The sequence below is a fragment of the Novosphingobium guangzhouense genome (assembly GCF_002896965.1).
Lineage (GTDB): Bacteria > Pseudomonadota > Alphaproteobacteria > Sphingomonadales > Sphingomonadaceae > Novosphingobium > Novosphingobium guangzhouense.
In genome coordinates this window covers 22,265-36,335 of the sequence record NZ_LYMM01000045.1, presented here as the reverse complement: position 1 = coordinate 36,335, position 14,071 = coordinate 22,265, and the positions used below count along the sequence as shown (strand labels likewise).

General features: G+C 65.8%; 13 protein-coding genes. 3 read left to right on the top strand and 10 right to left on the bottom strand.

Annotated elements, in window-relative coordinates:
• Positions 1–19 precede the first annotated feature (19 nt).
• Both A8V01_RS16965 and uxaC read right to left on the bottom strand, forming a co-directional pair.
• The gene (locus tag A8V01_RS16965) at positions 20–1,450 is read right to left on the bottom strand and encodes a mannitol dehydrogenase family protein (protein WP_103097167.1); all 1,431 of its coding nucleotides are present in this window, start codon (positions 1,448–1,450) and stop codon (positions 20–22) included.
• Positions 1,447–2,889 (bottom strand): glucuronate isomerase, encoded by a 1,443-nt coding sequence (gene uxaC, locus A8V01_RS16960; protein ID WP_103097165.1) that lies wholly within the window; start codon positions 2,887–2,889, stop codon positions 1,447–1,449. The genes A8V01_RS16965 and uxaC overlap by 4 nt, the downstream gene beginning before the upstream one ends.
• A 79-nt stretch (positions 2,890–2,968) precedes the next feature.
• Between uxaC and A8V01_RS16955 the strand changes: the two genes are divergently transcribed.
• Positions 2,969–4,471 carry a UxaA family hydrolase gene (locus A8V01_RS16955; protein WP_103097187.1) on the top strand — a complete coding sequence of 501 codons (1,503 nt, stop codon included), beginning with the start codon at positions 2,969–2,971 and terminating at the stop codon, positions 4,469–4,471.
• Between the two features lie 3 nt (positions 4,472–4,474).
• Here A8V01_RS16955 and A8V01_RS16950 read toward each other — a convergent pair whose 3' ends face one another.
• The 5 genes from A8V01_RS16950 to panC form a co-directional block, all read right to left on the bottom strand.
• Positions 4,475–5,830: a sensor histidine kinase gene (locus tag A8V01_RS16950; RefSeq protein WP_103097164.1), complete on the bottom strand. Its 1,356-nt coding sequence runs from the start codon at positions 5,828–5,830 to the stop codon at positions 4,475–4,477.
• Between the two features lie 25 nt (positions 5,831–5,855).
• The gene (locus A8V01_RS16945) at positions 5,856–6,542 is read right to left on the bottom strand and encodes a response regulator transcription factor (RefSeq protein WP_103097162.1); all 687 of its coding nucleotides are present in this window, start codon (positions 6,540–6,542) and stop codon (positions 5,856–5,858) included.
• A 155-nt stretch (positions 6,543–6,697) separates the two neighbouring features.
• A complete protein-coding gene (locus A8V01_RS28680) occupies positions 6,698–6,844 on the bottom strand; it encodes a hypothetical protein (protein ID WP_170065959.1) in 147 nt (48 codons plus the stop codon).
• A 111-nt stretch (positions 6,845–6,955) separates the two neighbouring features.
• The gene (locus A8V01_RS16940) at positions 6,956–7,726 is read right to left on the bottom strand and encodes a CsgG/HfaB family protein (protein ID WP_103097160.1); all 771 of its coding nucleotides are present in this window, start codon (positions 7,724–7,726) and stop codon (positions 6,956–6,958) included.
• A gap of 130 nt (positions 7,727–7,856) precedes the next feature.
• Positions 7,857–8,711, bottom strand: a complete 855-nt coding sequence (panC, locus tag A8V01_RS16935; RefSeq protein WP_103097159.1) for a pantoate--beta-alanine ligase — start codon at positions 8,709–8,711, stop codon at positions 7,857–7,859.
• A gap of 130 nt (positions 8,712–8,841) precedes the next feature.
• Here panC and A8V01_RS16930 point away from each other — a divergent pair, with 130 nt between their 5' ends.
• Both A8V01_RS16930 and A8V01_RS16925 read left to right on the top strand, forming a co-directional pair.
• Positions 8,842–9,654: a division plane positioning ATPase MipZ gene (locus tag A8V01_RS16930; RefSeq protein WP_103097157.1), complete on the top strand. Its 813-nt coding sequence runs from the start codon at positions 8,842–8,844 to the stop codon at positions 9,652–9,654.
• A gap of 11 nt (positions 9,655–9,665) precedes the next feature.
• Positions 9,666–9,950: a J domain-containing protein gene (locus A8V01_RS16925; protein WP_103097155.1), complete on the top strand. Its 285-nt coding sequence runs from the start codon at positions 9,666–9,668 to the stop codon at positions 9,948–9,950.
• Here the strand turns inward: A8V01_RS16925 and A8V01_RS16920 are convergent.
• From A8V01_RS16920 to pheT, 3 genes are all read right to left on the bottom strand, one after another.
• Positions 9,947–10,696: an SDR family NAD(P)-dependent oxidoreductase gene (locus A8V01_RS16920; protein ID WP_103097153.1), complete on the bottom strand. Its 750-nt coding sequence runs from the start codon at positions 10,694–10,696 to the stop codon at positions 9,947–9,949. The two genes, A8V01_RS16925 and A8V01_RS16920, sit on opposite strands and share 4 nt — an antisense overlap.
• 13 nt (positions 10,697–10,709) lie before the next feature.
• On the bottom strand, positions 10,710–11,597 hold the full coding sequence (locus tag A8V01_RS16915; protein ID WP_103097151.1) for an aldose 1-epimerase family protein: 888 nt from the start codon (positions 11,595–11,597) through the stop codon (positions 10,710–10,712).
• An 80-nt stretch (positions 11,598–11,677) separates the two neighbouring features.
• Positions 11,678–14,068 carry a phenylalanine--tRNA ligase subunit beta gene (gene pheT, locus A8V01_RS16910; protein WP_103097149.1) on the bottom strand — a complete coding sequence of 797 codons (2,391 nt, stop codon included), beginning with the start codon at positions 14,066–14,068 and terminating at the stop codon, positions 11,678–11,680.
• Between the last annotated feature and the right edge of the window lie 3 nt (positions 14,069–14,071).

Here is a 14,071-nt window from a genome sequence, read left to right as displayed (position 1 = left end):
CCGGCCCCTTTCGACAACCTCAGGCCGTCACGCCCTCCAGCCGTCCCGCTTCCAGTGCGGCCAGCCCGGCTTCCACGGCGCCAACGAAACGCCCGTCAGAGCCGAGATCGCCGAATACTTCGCGCATCGCAAGAACGCTGCGCCAGTCGCTCGCGCGTTCCAGCAGCCCGGCGGCCAGCGGGTCGGTGATCGTGCGGCCATCGCGCGCAGCGCCGGCAAGGAAGCGCAGCCATGCCGCGATGGGCAGTGCCAGCCGCTCCACCGGACGGCCGGCTGCAAGCGCATCGCGCGTGGTATCGAGCAGGCGATAGGGCAGCTTCTGCGACCCGTCCCAGGCGATCTGCGACAGCAGGTGGCGGATCTCGGGATTGCGGAAACGTGCCAGCACGTCGGAGATGTAGCCGCCAAGGTCCAGCCCCGGTGGAGGCGTGATCGACGGCGCGATGTCCTCACGCATCAGCCGCTCGGCAAAGGCGGCCAGTTCGCTGTCTGCCATCGCCTCACCAACGGTTTCAAGCCCGCGGCCAAGACCGATATAGGCGAGCGAGGAATGTGCGCCGTTGAGCAGGCGCAGCTTGGCCTTTTCGAACGGGCGTACTTCTGCGGCGAAGGTCACGCCTGCAAGATCCAGGGCGGGGCGTTCCCCGGCGAAGCGGTCCTCGATCACCCATTGGGTGAAGCGTTCGCGCTGGATCGGCCAGGCGTCTTCCAGCCCGGTGGCCGCAGACACGCGGGCGCGCAGGGCATCGTCGGTGGCAGGCGTGATCGAATCGACCATCGCATTGGGGAAGGCGACGTTATCGGCAATCCAGCGCGCGGTGTCGGGATCGATCGCCTCGGCCAGAGCGATGGTGGCGGCTTCCAGCTTGCGGCCGTTGTCGGCAAGGTTGTCGCAGCACAGCACGGTCACCCCCGGCAACCCGGCCAGGCGCCGTGCCTGCAGTCCGCGCACCAGCCAACCGGTGAACGAACCCGGTGTCCAGCCTTCCGTGCGCGAGGCATCGAGATCTGCCCTGATCGCCGCGTTCGCGAAGTCCAGCGCGCCGTCCGCGCCGAGGCAGTAGCCCTTTTCGGTCACGGTAGAACTGACGATGCGGGTGTCCGCATGGGTCAGCGCGCCGAGGATCGCGGCCGGATCATCCTTGGTGAGCACGCCGCCGATGGAGCCGATCACGCGGTATGCGACCTCGGTGTCGAGCAGGGCGAGGGTATAGAGCCCATCCTGCGGGTTCAGCGCATCGGCCACCCCGCGCGAATTGAGGCTCACCCCGGTCAGCCCCCAGCGCGGGTCCTGCGTCAGCAGCGTGTCGAAGGCGGCGGCCTGATGTGCACGGTGGAACGCGCCCGGCCCGAAATGCACGACGCCGCGCTTCACCGCCGAACGGTCGTACTGCGGCTGGCTTATACCTGCGGGAAGGGCGGTGAGGGTTGTTTGCGAAAGACGGGTCACGCCGGTTCCACCTCACGCGCCGGAGCTTCCAGGTTGTAGGCCTTGCGGACCAGCCCGACGGTCAGTTCGTGGGCAAGTTCGGCTGCTTCCCAGTCCTCCATGCGGTGTTCCGCGACGAGACGAGCAAGGAAGCCGCAGTCGATCCGCCGCGCGACGTCGTGGCGCGCCGGGATCGAAAGGAACGCACGGGTATCGTCGTTGAAGCCCACGGTATTGTAGAAGCCTGCCGTCTCGGTGGTCATCTCGCGGAAGCGGCGCATGCCTTCGGGGCTGTCGTGGAACCACCACGCCGGGCCGAGCTTGAGGCACGGATAGTGCCCCGCCAGAGGCGCCAGTTCACGGGCGTAAGTCGTCTCGTCCAGCGTGAAGAGGATGACCTTGAGGTCGGGCTCGTTGCCGAACAGGTCGAGCATCGGGCGCAGCGCTTCGACATATTCGGTGGCGCGCGGAATGTCGGCGCCCTTGTCGCGGCCGTGACTGGCGAAGAGGCGGGCGTTGTGGTTGCGGGTGGAGCCGGGGTGGATCTGCATGGTCATGCCGTCCTCCACGCTCATGCGCGCCATTTCGGTCAGCATCTGGGCGCGGAACAGCTCTGCCTCGTCGGCGTCCGCTTTTCCGCCCATGACCTTGGCGAACAGCGCCTCACACTCTGCGGTCGAGAGGTTGGCGGTGCGGGCGGTGACGAAGCCGTGATCGGTCGCTGTCGCGCCCATCGCGCGAAAGTCCGCACGGCGCTTACGGTGCGCGGCAAGGTAGCCGGTCCAGCTCTCGACGTTTTCGCCCGAAAGGTCGGCAAAGCGCACGATATCGCGCGCGAAGCTGTCATGCTCGGGGTCGATCACCGAATCGGGGCGGTAGGTGGTGACCACCTTGCCCTGCCAGCCCGATGCCTGAATCGCCTTGTGATGCTTCAGATCGTCGCCCGCGCCCTCGGTGGTGGCAAGCAGTTCGATGTTGAAACGCTCGAACAGCGCGCGCGGGCGGAACGCGGGAGAGGCAAGGGCCTCGCCGATGGTGTCGTAATAGAAGTCCGCCGTGCTCTCATCGAGCGCCACGTCGATGCCGAAGACTTCGCCGAACACGTGGGGCAGCCACATGCTCGACGGGGTGCCGCGGAACAGCTTCCAGTTGGCGGCGAACAGGCGCCACGCCTCGCGCGGGTCGGTGGCGGGCATGACGCCGCCCTTGCGGGGAACCGCCAGCGCGTCGAGATCGACCCCTTGCGAATAGAGCATGCGGAACAGGTAGTGGTCCGGGGCCAGAAGCAGTTCAGTTGCGTTGGTCCAGGCTGCGTCAGTGGCGAACCATTCCGGGTCGGTGTGGCCGTGCGGGCTGATGATCGGCAGGCCGGCGACTTCGGCATAGAGTTCGCGGGCAATGGCGCGCGTCGTCGGGTCGGCCGGCAGCAGGCGGTCGGGGTGCAGCGAGAGCTTGGGCATCCTTTAGGCTCCTCGAAGAGTGCGTTTGCCGCTCGATTACCGAGTTGTGCCAGCGCTGGCAATGCTGTATCGGCGGGGCATGATCGAAACGCTTTCCAAACCTGTCATCGTGATGCGGATTTCCGCCGAGGATCACGTCGCCGTCGCCCTGCAGCCGCTTGAGGCGGGCGCGGAGGTCGTGGTGGACGGCCAGGCGGTAAGGTTGATCGATGCGATTCCGGCGGGGCACAAGTTCGCCGTCGTGCCGATTGTGGCTGGCGCGCCGGTGCGTCGCTATCGCGCGCCGATCGGCCTTGCCACGCGCGACATCGCGGTGGGTGAACATGTCCATGTCCACAACGTCCACACCGCGTTGTCGGGTGAAAAGGCCTATGCCTTTTCCGGCGCGCAAGTTGAGGAGCACGCGGCACAGTCCTCGCGCACGTTCCGGGGCTACGTCCGGGCCGATGGCAGCGTGGGCACCCGCAACGAATTGTGGATTCTGCCCACGGTCGGCTGTGTCGGCCGGCTGGGGGAACGTCTGGCGGCGAAAGGCAATCTGCGGGCGCCGGCGAACGTTGATGGTGTCCATGCCTTCAACCACCCGTTCGGCTGTTCTCAGCTGGGGGCGGACCTTGACGGTACGGCCGCGGTGATCGCCTCGCTGGCGCTCAACCCCAATGCGGGCGGCGTGCTGCTGCTGGGGCTGGGCTGCGAATCGAACCAGCTGGAGGAACTGCTCAAGCGTATTCCGGAGGATCGCCGAGATCGTCTGCGCGTGCTGCGCGCCCAGTCCGAGAGTGATGAGTTCGCCGCGGGGGAGGCGCTGATCGACGAACTGCTCGGCCTGATGGTCGCCGACGAACGCGAGGAAGTGTCGCTTTCCAAGCTGCGCCTGGGCGTGAAGTGTGGCGGATCGGATGCGATGAGCGGGTTGACCGCCAATCCTCTGATCGGGCTCATGGCCGATGCCGTGACCGAAGCGGGCGGGGCAGCGATCCTGACGGAAATCCCTGAAATCTTCGGCGCCGAGAACCTGCTGCTGGAGCGCGCGACCAGCGAAGAGGTGTTCGAAAAGCTGTCCGGTCTGGTCAATTCCTTCAAGCGCTACTTCATCGAGAATGGAGAGCCGGTTTCGGAGAATCCCAGCCCCGGCAACATCGCGGGTGGCATCACCACGCTGGAAGAAAAGTCGCTCGGCGCGGTGCAGAAGGGCGGCCTTGCCCCGGTGTGCGACGTGATCGGCTATGGCGAGCGGATTGCCACGACGGGGCTTACCGTTCTGGAAGCCCCCGGCAACGATGCCGTGTCCACCACTGCGCTGGCGGCGGCAGGGGCGACGATCACGCTGTTCTCCACGGGCCGCGGAACGCCGCTTGGCAGCCCTGTGCCGACGATGAAGATCGCCTCCAACCACGCGCTTGCAGAGCGCAAGCCGGGCTGGATCGACTTCGACGCGGGACTTGTGCTGGAAAAGGGCATGACCGGCGCGGCGGACTTGCTGCTGGACCGCATCATTGCCGTCGCCAGCGGGGAACCGGCCCGCAACGAAAGCAACGATGAGCGCGCAATCGGCATCTGGAAACGCGGCGTTACGCTGTAAGGCCTAGTGCCGGAATTCGGGTGAGACGGTGAAGCATGCCCCCTTATCGCTGGGGGCAAGCGATATTTCCAGATGATGCCGCTCTGCGATGGCCCGGCACAGCGCCAGGCCCAGCCCCGCGCCTTCGGTGCCCAGCGAACTGCCGCCACGCGCAAACTTCTCGAAGATGCCATCGCGGTGTTCTGGCGCGATGCCGGGCCCATCGTCGCTGACGATCAGCACCGGGCCGCGCCGAAGCGTCAGGCGGACTGTGCCGCCCGGCGGCACAAACTTGAAGGCGTTGTCCAGCAGGTTGGTGACCAGCCGGGTAAGCGACATTTCCTCGCCCGCGATCGCCACGCCGGCTTCGATGTCAAGGATCAGGCGGTGGTCGGATTCTTCGGCGCTGTCGGCGTAGAGTTCGCCCAGCCGGGCGGTGAGCGCGCTGAGATCGACCGGCGAAAGCCCGTGGCGGTCCCCCCGCCGCGCTTCGCTTGCAGCGATGTCGAGCAGCGATTCCAGCATGCGGATGATCCCACGGATTTCGGTGCGGGCATCGGCGATGCGGGCGGCGGTTTCGGCATCGGGCGTGGCCGCCAGCGCCTTCACCAGCCGATTGTCGAGGTGCATAAGCGGGGTGCGCATTTCGTGCGCGACATGGTCCGTCGTTTCGCGGTGGGCGGCGGCGAGGCGCTTGAGGCGGGCAAGCGCGTTGCCGGAATGGGCGGTGAGTTCGTCGATCTCGTCATGCCCGGCGGACCCTCGCGCCAGTTCTTCCAGAGCCAGGTCGTCCGGCTGGCGGAAGGCGGCATTGATTCGTTCCAGCCTGCCCGCCAGCCGATGCGCGGCCGTCCAGCCGCCCAGCGCAACGGCCAGCGTTGCCAGTACGCCGCCGGTCAGGAACACCAGCGCGACTTGCCGAAGGAGTGTCGAAAGATCGCGATACTCGTGGGCAACCAGAAGCTTCAGATCCGGGCCAAGTTGCGTTGCGCGCGCGAAGGCCAGGTTGCCGCTAGTGATACGAATGTCGGCGGCCTGCGAGGTGCTGGCGCGCAAGCCCGGCCATTGCGTCAGGTCGCCGGCAATCCGCCTGCCGCGCCCATCTGCGAGGAGATAGTGCGCCGCATCCCCGTTGCGCGGCGCGAGCGCCAGACGGTCCTTGATGCGCTTGGTCAGTTCTTCGCGGTCGCCGCTGGCGTAGATATCGACCATGCCGGCAAGATCGACGTCGACCGCGCGTTCCAGTGCCTGCCGGTTGGAGCGCTCGATCGTGGCGTTGGTCAGCAGCCAGAGACCGAACGTGATCACCGCCGCCGTGGCGATGGCCCAGCCGACGATCTGCGCGAAGATCGAATTGCGGATGAACGCCAGCCGCTTCATGCGCGATGGCGGCGCCCCGGCGCTTTCACCGTCCGTCCAGAAGCCTGTAGCCGGAGCCCCAGATGGTTTCGAGCGCAGGCGTATCGAAGCCGTCTTCCAGCTTGCGGCGCAGGCGGCCGATGTTGACATCGACCACGTTGGTCTGGGGGTCGAAGTTCATCTTCCATACGTCGCGCAGCAGCATTTCGCGGGTCAGGACCTCGCCCGCATTTTCCATGAAGTAGCGGAACAGCTCGAATTCCTTGGGGCTGAGCGGGAGGTGGCGGTTTTCGCGAAAAGCAGTGCGCGCTTTGACGTGGCATTCGAAGGCACCATGGAGGATGACGGCGGAATGCTCGCGCCCCGAAGCCCTGCGGTGTAGGGCGCGCAGGCGGGCAAGCAGTTCTTCTCCCTCGAAGGGTTTGGCAAGGTAATCGTCCGCACCCGCATCCAGTCCTTCGGCGCGGTCGGTCGTGCGGCCGAGCGCGGAAAGCAGCAGGACCGGTGTGCCGACGCCGCTTTCGCGCAGGCGCGACAGGATCGTGATGCCGTCGATGTCGGGGAGCATGCGGTCAAGGACGATAACGTCGAAGCGTTCGCCGCCTGCACGTTTGAGGCCGTCCTTGCCGCTTGCGCACCAGGTCAGCTTGTCACCGGAATGGGCGGCCAGCTCCTCCACTTGGGAAGCTGCGCGCGTGTCGTCCTCAATATAAAGGATGTTCAATGCGTTCATCAGGGTGCTTCCGCAATGAACTGATATTTTGCTGGCTTCAGCCTCGGTAATTTATGTCCGAAGCCATGTCCTCTGACAATGCCTGTCATTGCGGCGCTGTTATGAAAAAGGCGGGCCTTGGGCCCGCCTTCCATGATTTTATCTTCCGTTGCGCTTCAGCCGAAGAAAAAGTTCCAGATGCTGCTGATCCTTGCCGTTCCGGTATCCAGATTTCCCGGTATGGTTTCAATGGCCCGCGTATTGGCGGCTGTTGCCGAAAGAACAAGTGCCAGACTTGCTGTGGCAAAAGCAATTTTCTTCATCGAAACGGCCCCTTTCGATCATCGGAAATGACGAATCTGAACATGTCATCGTTCAATAAACTGAAGATACGCTTCGTCTCATGTCCGTCAATAAAAAGGTAAGCTGCCAAACTACTGCGCTTTGGGCGCCGCAGCAGAAGCATCAACGGGCAGTCCGCCCAGTTGAGTGACGAGCTTGGTGTAGGCATCGAGATAGGCCAGCACGATGATCTGGCCGATCTGTGTGTTCTGGTATCCGCCGCCACCGACCGCGCCGAACGTGCCGCCGAAGAAGCCGCCGCCGCCGCCACCGCCGCCGAAGCTGACGTCGGACTTGCGGGCATAGCCCTCGGTCAGCGCTTCTTCCACGGTCGTGCGCGAATTGACGATCGACAGCGTGACGTTCGCCTCACCCTTCTTGATGTTGAGGCCGCCGGCGATGGCGCCCACGCCACGGCCGAAGAAGCCGCCGACACCGCCCAGCACGCCGCCAAGGCCGCCGCCGCCGGAGTTGTTGTTGGTAGAGACGATATCGGGTTGGAGGAAGTAATCGGCGGCCTTGATCTGGCCCTTGCCGATGTTGGAACCCTTCTGCAGTTCGCCCTGTTCTGCCAAGGCGCGCTCCATGGCGCTGTTCTGCAGCGAGCGACCGCGGTTGACCATGGTGAAGCAACCGGACTTCTGTACGAAGACGCGCAGGATCGCCTCGGGGCTGCCCAGGCTCAGTTCGCGCCACCACTGGCTGTCGGGCTCGATGATCGCGACGGTGCCCAGGTTCTTCGTGCAGACGGGGATCGCCTGCTGCCCCTTCTCCTGCAATTTGCGGCCGGAGGACTGGTCGGCAAAAGCGGGGGTGGCCGAAACGGCGACAAGCGCGGCAAGCGCGCAGACGAACGACTTCATTGGTAGGCTCCCTATTCTATCGCGCACAGGCGCGATTTGCCCAATCCCCAGGGCGACGAACTGCTTATGCCTTCACTCTTGCACGAACAAATGACGATGTCTGTGAGAATCTTTCGCAAATTCAATACGGCTAGGGGTTTACTGCCATGTTGTCGATCAGTCGGGCAGGGCCGATCCGGGCCGCCACGATAAGGCGCATGGGCCGGTGGGAGCGCGTGTTCAGCACCTTCAGGTCATCAGCATCGCGCAGTTCGGCGTAGTCGACCGAGCGGAAACCGCCCGCCACGATATCCGCTTCCAGCGCCGCCAGCGTCGCAGGCACATCCGCGCCGCCCTCGATCGCGGCGATCGCCGTGCGCATCGCGGTGGGAAGAGAGACTGCCGCTGCGCGCTCCTCGGCCGAAAGGTAGGCATTGCGCGAGGACATGGCGAGGCCGTCCGCCTCGCGCACGGTGGGAACGCCCAGAATCGCGTCGGCCGCCGGGCGCGTCAGGTCAAGGTCGCGGGCCATGCGGCGGATCACCGCCAGTTGCTGCCAGTCCTTTTCCCCGAACAGGGCGATATCGGGCATGACCTGGTTGAACAGCTTGCAGACCACGGTGGCCACTCCGTCGAAGTGACCGGGCCGCGATGCGCCGCACAGGCCCTCGCTTACCCCGGCGACCGAAATGTTCGAGGCGAACCCGGCCGGGTACATCGCTTCTGCCGTGGGTGCCCACAGGATATCGACCCCTTCGGCCTCCAGCAGCGCCGAATCGCGGGCAAGCTGGCGCGGATAGGCGTCGAGATCCTCGTTCGCACCGAACTGGAGCGGGTTGACGAAGATCGAGACGACAACCGCCGCGCCGCGCTTTTTCGCCTCGCGCACCAGCGTCAGATGGCCGTCATGCAGTGCGCCCATTGTGGGGACGAGCGCGACCGGGGCGGCCGTCCGCAGTTCGGAAACCGCATTGCGCAGTGGATCAAGGGCGTGGACGGTTTGCATTGGGCTTGGCTGCTCCGGTATGATGGTCAGGACCGAAAGGTGCGTTTCGGGCCTTAGCCCCGGCGCACCTGCGGGGGCAATGATTTCAACGTCGGGCCGGGTTCGGTCCCGCGAGCAGGATAACGGTCACGTGACAGCGCATCGCATCGTCTTCGCCAACGAGAAGGGCGGCACCGGCAAGTCCACCACCGCCGTCCATGTCGCCATCGCGCTTGCCTATCAGGGCGCCAACGTGGCCTGCATCGACCTCGATCACCGGCAGCGCACGCTCTATCGCTATCTTGAGAACCGCATCGAGACGGAGCGCAAGCGCGAAATCGCGCTGCCCGGCGCGCGTTTCGCGGTCTATGATGGCGACGATATCGCCGAGCTTGACGATCTGGCCGAACAGATCGCGGACGGGTACGACTTCCTGGTGTTCGACACGCCGGGCCGCGACGATCCTTTCGCCCGCCACGTCGCCACCACCGCCGACACGCTGGTGACGCCGCTGAACGACAGCTTTGTCGACTTCGACCTTCTGGGGCAGGTGGAAAGCGAGACTTTCAAGGTCAAGCGCCTGTCGTTCTATGCCGAAGTCATGTGGGAGGCGCGCAAGAAGCGCGGCCTCAAGACCATCAACGAAGGGCGCCGCGAACTGGACTGGGTTGTGGTCAGGAACCGCGTCCAGCACGTCGAAGCGCGCAACATGCGGCGTATCGACGGGGCTCTTCAGGAACTCTCGAAGCGGGCGGGCTTCCGCGTGGCGGCCGGCCTTTCCGAGCGCGTCATCTTCCGCGAACTGTTCCCTTCGGGGCTGACCCTGCTCGACAAGGGACATCTTGGCGATCTTGGCACCAGCCATCTTGTGGCGCGGCAGGAACTGCGTGGGTTGGTTGCGGGGCTCAACCTGCCGGTGCCGGCACGGCGGGAGCCGGAAGCGGCCTTCGCCGCCGCAGGCTGACGGGGGCGGAGATGATCAAGCTGCTCTGGCTGATTGCGCTGGGCTGCATCGTCTGCCGGATGCTTCTTGGTCGCTGGCCGTGGGAAAAGAAGCGCAAGGTGGCTGGCCCGTCCTTCGAGACGGCGCAGGCGCGGGCGCTGCTGGGCGTGGACGCCGGGGCGGATCGTCGCGAGATCGTGGAGGCGCATCGTCGCCGCATCGCGCTGGTCCACCCTGACCGTGGCGGCAGCTCCGAGCAGGTCCACGAGGCCAATGCCGCGCGCGACCTGCTGCTGGGGCTGCTTTGCGCCGATTAATTGGTGCGTGAGACCTGGAAACCCGCGAACGACTGGTTCACCGGCATCAGTTCCAGCGTGTTGATGTTGACGTGCGGGGGAAGCGTGGCAACCCACAGCACGGTCCCGGCGATGTCGTCCCCGGTCATCGGGTCGACGCCTGCGTAGAACTTGTCAGAAGCACCCTGATCGCCGCCGTTGCGGACCACGGTGAATTCGGTTTCGACCATTCCCGGCTCGATCGAGGTTACGCGCACCCCGGTTCCGTTGAGGTCAGAGCGCAGACCCAGCGAGAACTGGCGCACGAAGGCCTTGGTGCCGCCATAGACGTTGCCGCCGGTGTAGGGGTACGTCGCCGCGACCGAGGACAGGTTCACGATCGCGCCCTTGCGCTCGATAAGGCCCGGCAGCAGCTTGTGAGTGAGGGAAACCAGCGCGGTGACGTTGGTGTCGATCATTGTCTTCCACTGATCGAGGCTGGAAACCTGCGCAGGGGCGGCACCAAGGGCGAGGCCCGCGTTGTTCACCAGGCAATCGATCTGCGCGAAGTCGCCGGGAAGGGCGGCCAGCGCGGCATCGCGGGCGGCTTCGTCACGCACGTCGAAGACGGCCGGGTGGAACGCGTCCGCTCCCAGTTCGTCCACCAGTGCCTGCAGCCGTTCGGCGCGGCGGCCGGTGCCGACGACGCGCCAGCCGGCCTTGGTGAAGGCGCGGACACAGGCTTCGCCGATCCCGGAGGTGGCGCCGGTTACAAGGACGGTCTTCATGGGGCAGGTTCCTTCAGTCTGCGGAAAGGACGGTCACATCCATGCGGAAGCTGCGCCCTTCGCCGGGCGGCAGCGTGACAACGCCGGGCTTGTCGCGAAAGTCGCCGGTAAAGCCAAGCGGGTCGGCATGGCCTTGCCATGGCTCGATGCACAAGTAGGACGCACCGGGTTTCTGCCAGATGCCCAGCATCGGCGTGTCCGGGAAGGCGATCGCCAGTTGGGTTCCGCCCGGCGCTCCGTAAGTCAGCGCGCGGCTGGAAAGGCGGTCCCAGATCAGCGCGTCTTCCTCGAACAGCGCGCCGTCCAGCGGCAGGATATGCCCGTCGACGGGCGTTGCCAGCGGTTCGGGCAGCAGCAGGCCGCTGGCGCCGTCGATGCGGCGGATGGGCTGCGGTTCGGGCTGTTCGAAGGCGATGACGTGGTCGGCCTTGGCCGCGCCTCCCGGCAGAGGCCAGGCGAATGCCGGGTGGAAGCCGAAGCTGAAGGGCATCGGCTCGTCTTCGTGGTTCTGGACGATGGCTTCCATCGAGAGCGTGGTGCCCGCGATCCGGAAGCGCATCTCTAGCACGAAGGCGAAGGGATATGCGCCCTTTGCGTCTCCGGTGAAGATGGCGAAGCGGGCGATGTCCGGGCCTGCTTCCAGCACTTCGAACATGGCGTGGCGGGCGAATCCGTGCTTTGGCAGCGAAAATTCCTCGCCGTCCAGCCGGAAGCGATTGCCGTTCAGTGCGCCGACGATCGGGAACAGCAGAGGTGCGTGGCCGGTCCAGAATGCCGGATCGGCGTTGGTCATGTATTCGCGGCCGAAGCTGTCGGTGAGCGACCAGAGTTCGGCGCCAAGCGGGTTGATCCGGGCGGTAAGATCGCCGGAGGAAATGGTCACGAAGTCCACGTCAGGCACCGGCAATCTCCGTCATGATACACGTCCTTGCCCCGTCCCGTCATTCCCGCCTTTGCGGGAATGACGGAGTTCGAGCAGCATTACCCCCGCAGCACTGCGCCAAGCTTGGCCGCAGCTGCGGTCACCTTCTCGCTGATAGCCTTGAGGTCGGCTTCCTTGTAGCTGGCCTCAATTGGCTGGAGGGTGACCTCCAGCGCCAGCGACTTCTGGTCTTCGGGCACGCCGGCCCCGCGGAAATCGTCGAAGAGGCGCACGGCAACGATGTTTGCCTTGTCCGACCCCTGCACCATGCGCACCAGATCGCCCGCGGGCAGATCGGCGGGCACCAGGAAGGCATAGTCGCGCGTTACCGCCTGCAGCGCCGGCGGCGCGTAAGAGACGCGGGCAAAGCCGGGTGTGCCCTTCTTGCCAGGAATCGCGTCGAGGAAGAGTTCCGCAACCGCCACCGGTCCATCGACGTCGAACTGCTTTGCGGTCTTGGGGTGCAGCATGCCGAAGCGCGCCAGCACCGTCTTGGGGCCGAGGCGCAGCGTGGCCGACTGGCCGGGGTGGAACTGGGGGCCGGCCTCACCCATGACCTGCAGCTTGTCGACTGGGGCACCGGCTTCGGCCAGCAGCGCCAGCACTTCGGCCTTGGCATCGTAAGCATCGAACGAAGTCGCCTTGCCGGTCGCCCAGCCACGTGCGGTCTTCTCGCCCGCAAGGACGACGCCCAGCGTCAGGCGTTCATCGCTGATGCCGCCGTTCCCACGCAGGTAGCGGCGGCCGATCTCGAACAGGCGCAACGATGCCGCACCGCGATCGAGGTTGCGCTTGGCCGCCATCAGCAGGCCCGGCAGCAGCGAGGGGCGCATGGCCTTCATGTCTTCGCTGATCGGGTTGGCGAGCACCCACAGCGGACCTTCGGCGAAGGCTTCGGCAGCGGGTTCGGGCAGGAACGACCAGGTGACGGCTTCCTGCAGCCCGCGCGCAGCAGCGGCACGGCGAACGCGGCGCTCCTGCGCCTGCGCCGGGGTGGCGGTGGGCTTTGCCACGCCGTCTGCGCGGGGAAGCGGCACGCTCTCCACCTTGTCGAGGCCGTGGATACGCACGACTTCCTCTACGATGTCGGGGGCGCCGTCCACGTCAGGGCGCCAGCCGGGGACGGTGACGGCCCAGTCGTCGCCCTCGACCACCGAGAAGCCGAGGCTTTCGAGAATGCGCTGCTGTTCGCCGGGAGTGACGGTGACGCCGCCCAGCTTCTCGACCAGCGAGGGCGCGAAGTGGACGATCTTGGGCGTGCCCGGAGCGGCACCCGCGCGCACGATCTCTGACACTTCGCCGCCGCACAACTCGACGATCAGGTTGGTCAGCAGGGCCAGCCCGGTGTCGAGGAACTGCGGGTCGATCCCGCGTTCGAACCGTCCACGCGCGTCGGAGGTGAGGTTCAGCTTGCGGCCGGTCCTGGCGATGCGCTCGGGATCGAAGTAGGCGATTTCAAGCAGGACGTCGGTGGTGGCTTCGGTGCAGCCCGAGTGCTGGCCGCCCATGATGCCCGCGATATCGTGGACGCCGCTGTCGTCGGCGATCACGGTCATCTCGGCGTCTAGGGTGTAGGTCTTCTCGTTCAGCGCCTCGACGGTCTCGCCTTCCACGGCGCGACGGGCAACGACGGCGCCGGTCAGCTTGGCAATGTCATAGGCGTGCGCCGGGCGACCATACGTGAGCATCACGTAGTTGGTCGCATCGACCAGCGCCGAGATCGGACGCTGGCCTGCAGACTTGAGCGCATCCTGCAGCCACTGCGGCGAGGGGCCGTTCGTTACGCCCTTGATGACGCGGCCGTAGAATGCCGGGCAACCCTCGGCGTCGTCGGTGCGCACTTCGACGGGGCACGGGAACGTGCCGGCTGCCTCAGGCGCGACGATGGGCTTCAGTGAGCCAAGACCCGCCGCCGCGAGATCGCGCGCGATGCCGTAGACGCCCATGCAGTCCGGGCGGTTGGGGGTGATCGCCACGTCGATGACCGGATCGGCGCCGTGATACTGCGCGAAAGGCGTGCCGACCGGCGCATCCTCAGGCAGTTCGATGATGCCGTCGTGGTCTTCGCCCAGCTCCAGCTCGCGCGTGGAGCACATCATGCCGTTCGATTCGACGCCGCGCACGGCGGCAACCTTCAGCGCCATGCCGTTGACCGGCACTACCGCGCCCGGCAGGCCGAGCACGCCGACCAGCCCCGCTCGCGCGTTCGGCGCGCCGCAGACCACGGTGAGCACCTTGTCGCCGGTATCGACGGTCAGCACCTGCAGCTTGTCCGCCTGCGGGTGCTTTTCAGCCGTGAGCACCTTTGCCACGCGGAAGCCTTCCAGCTTCGCGGCGGGGTCTTCGATGCCTTCGACTTCAAGGCCGATGGCGTTGAGGCTGGCAGCGATCTCCTCGATCGTCGCTTCGGTTTCCAGGTACGTCTTGAGCCAGGAGAGAGAGAACTTCATCTT

Bases quoted from the DNA above. Each gene is read 5' to 3' on its own strand.
- A8V01_RS16950 (WP_103097164.1), bottom strand. From the start codon at position 5,830: ATGAAGCGGCTGGCGTTCATCCGCAATTCGATCTTCGCGCAGATCGTC.
- A8V01_RS16940 (WP_103097160.1), bottom strand. From the start codon at position 7,726: ATGAAGTCGTTCGTCTGCGCGCTTGCCGCGCTTGTCGCCGTTTCGGCC.
- A8V01_RS16920 (WP_103097153.1), bottom strand. From the start codon at position 10,696: ATGAAGACCGTCCTTGTAACCGGCGCCACCTCCGGGATCGGCGAAGCC.
- A8V01_RS28680 (WP_170065959.1), bottom strand. From the start codon at position 6,844: ATGAAGAAAATTGCTTTTGCCACAGCAAGTCTGGCACTTGTTCTTTCG.
- panC (WP_103097159.1), bottom strand. From the start codon at position 8,711: ATGCAAACCGTCCACGCCCTTGATCCACTGCGCAATGCGGTTTCCGAA.
- A8V01_RS16925 (WP_103097155.1), top strand. From the start codon at position 9,666: ATGATCAAGCTGCTCTGGCTGATTGCGCTGGGCTGCATCGTCTGCCGG.
- uxaC (WP_103097165.1), bottom strand. From the start codon at position 2,889: ATGCCCAAGCTCTCGCTGCACCCCGACCGCCTGCTGCCGGCCGACCCG.
- pheT (WP_103097149.1), bottom strand. From the start codon at position 14,068: ATGAAGTTCTCTCTCTCCTGGCTCAAGACGTACCTGGAAACCGAAGCG.
- A8V01_RS16955 (WP_103097187.1), top strand. From the start codon at position 2,969: ATGATCGAAACGCTTTCCAAACCTGTCATCGTGATGCGGATTTCCGCC.
- A8V01_RS16945 (WP_103097162.1), bottom strand. From the start codon at position 6,542: ATGAACGCATTGAACATCCTTTATATTGAGGACGACACGCGCGCAGCT.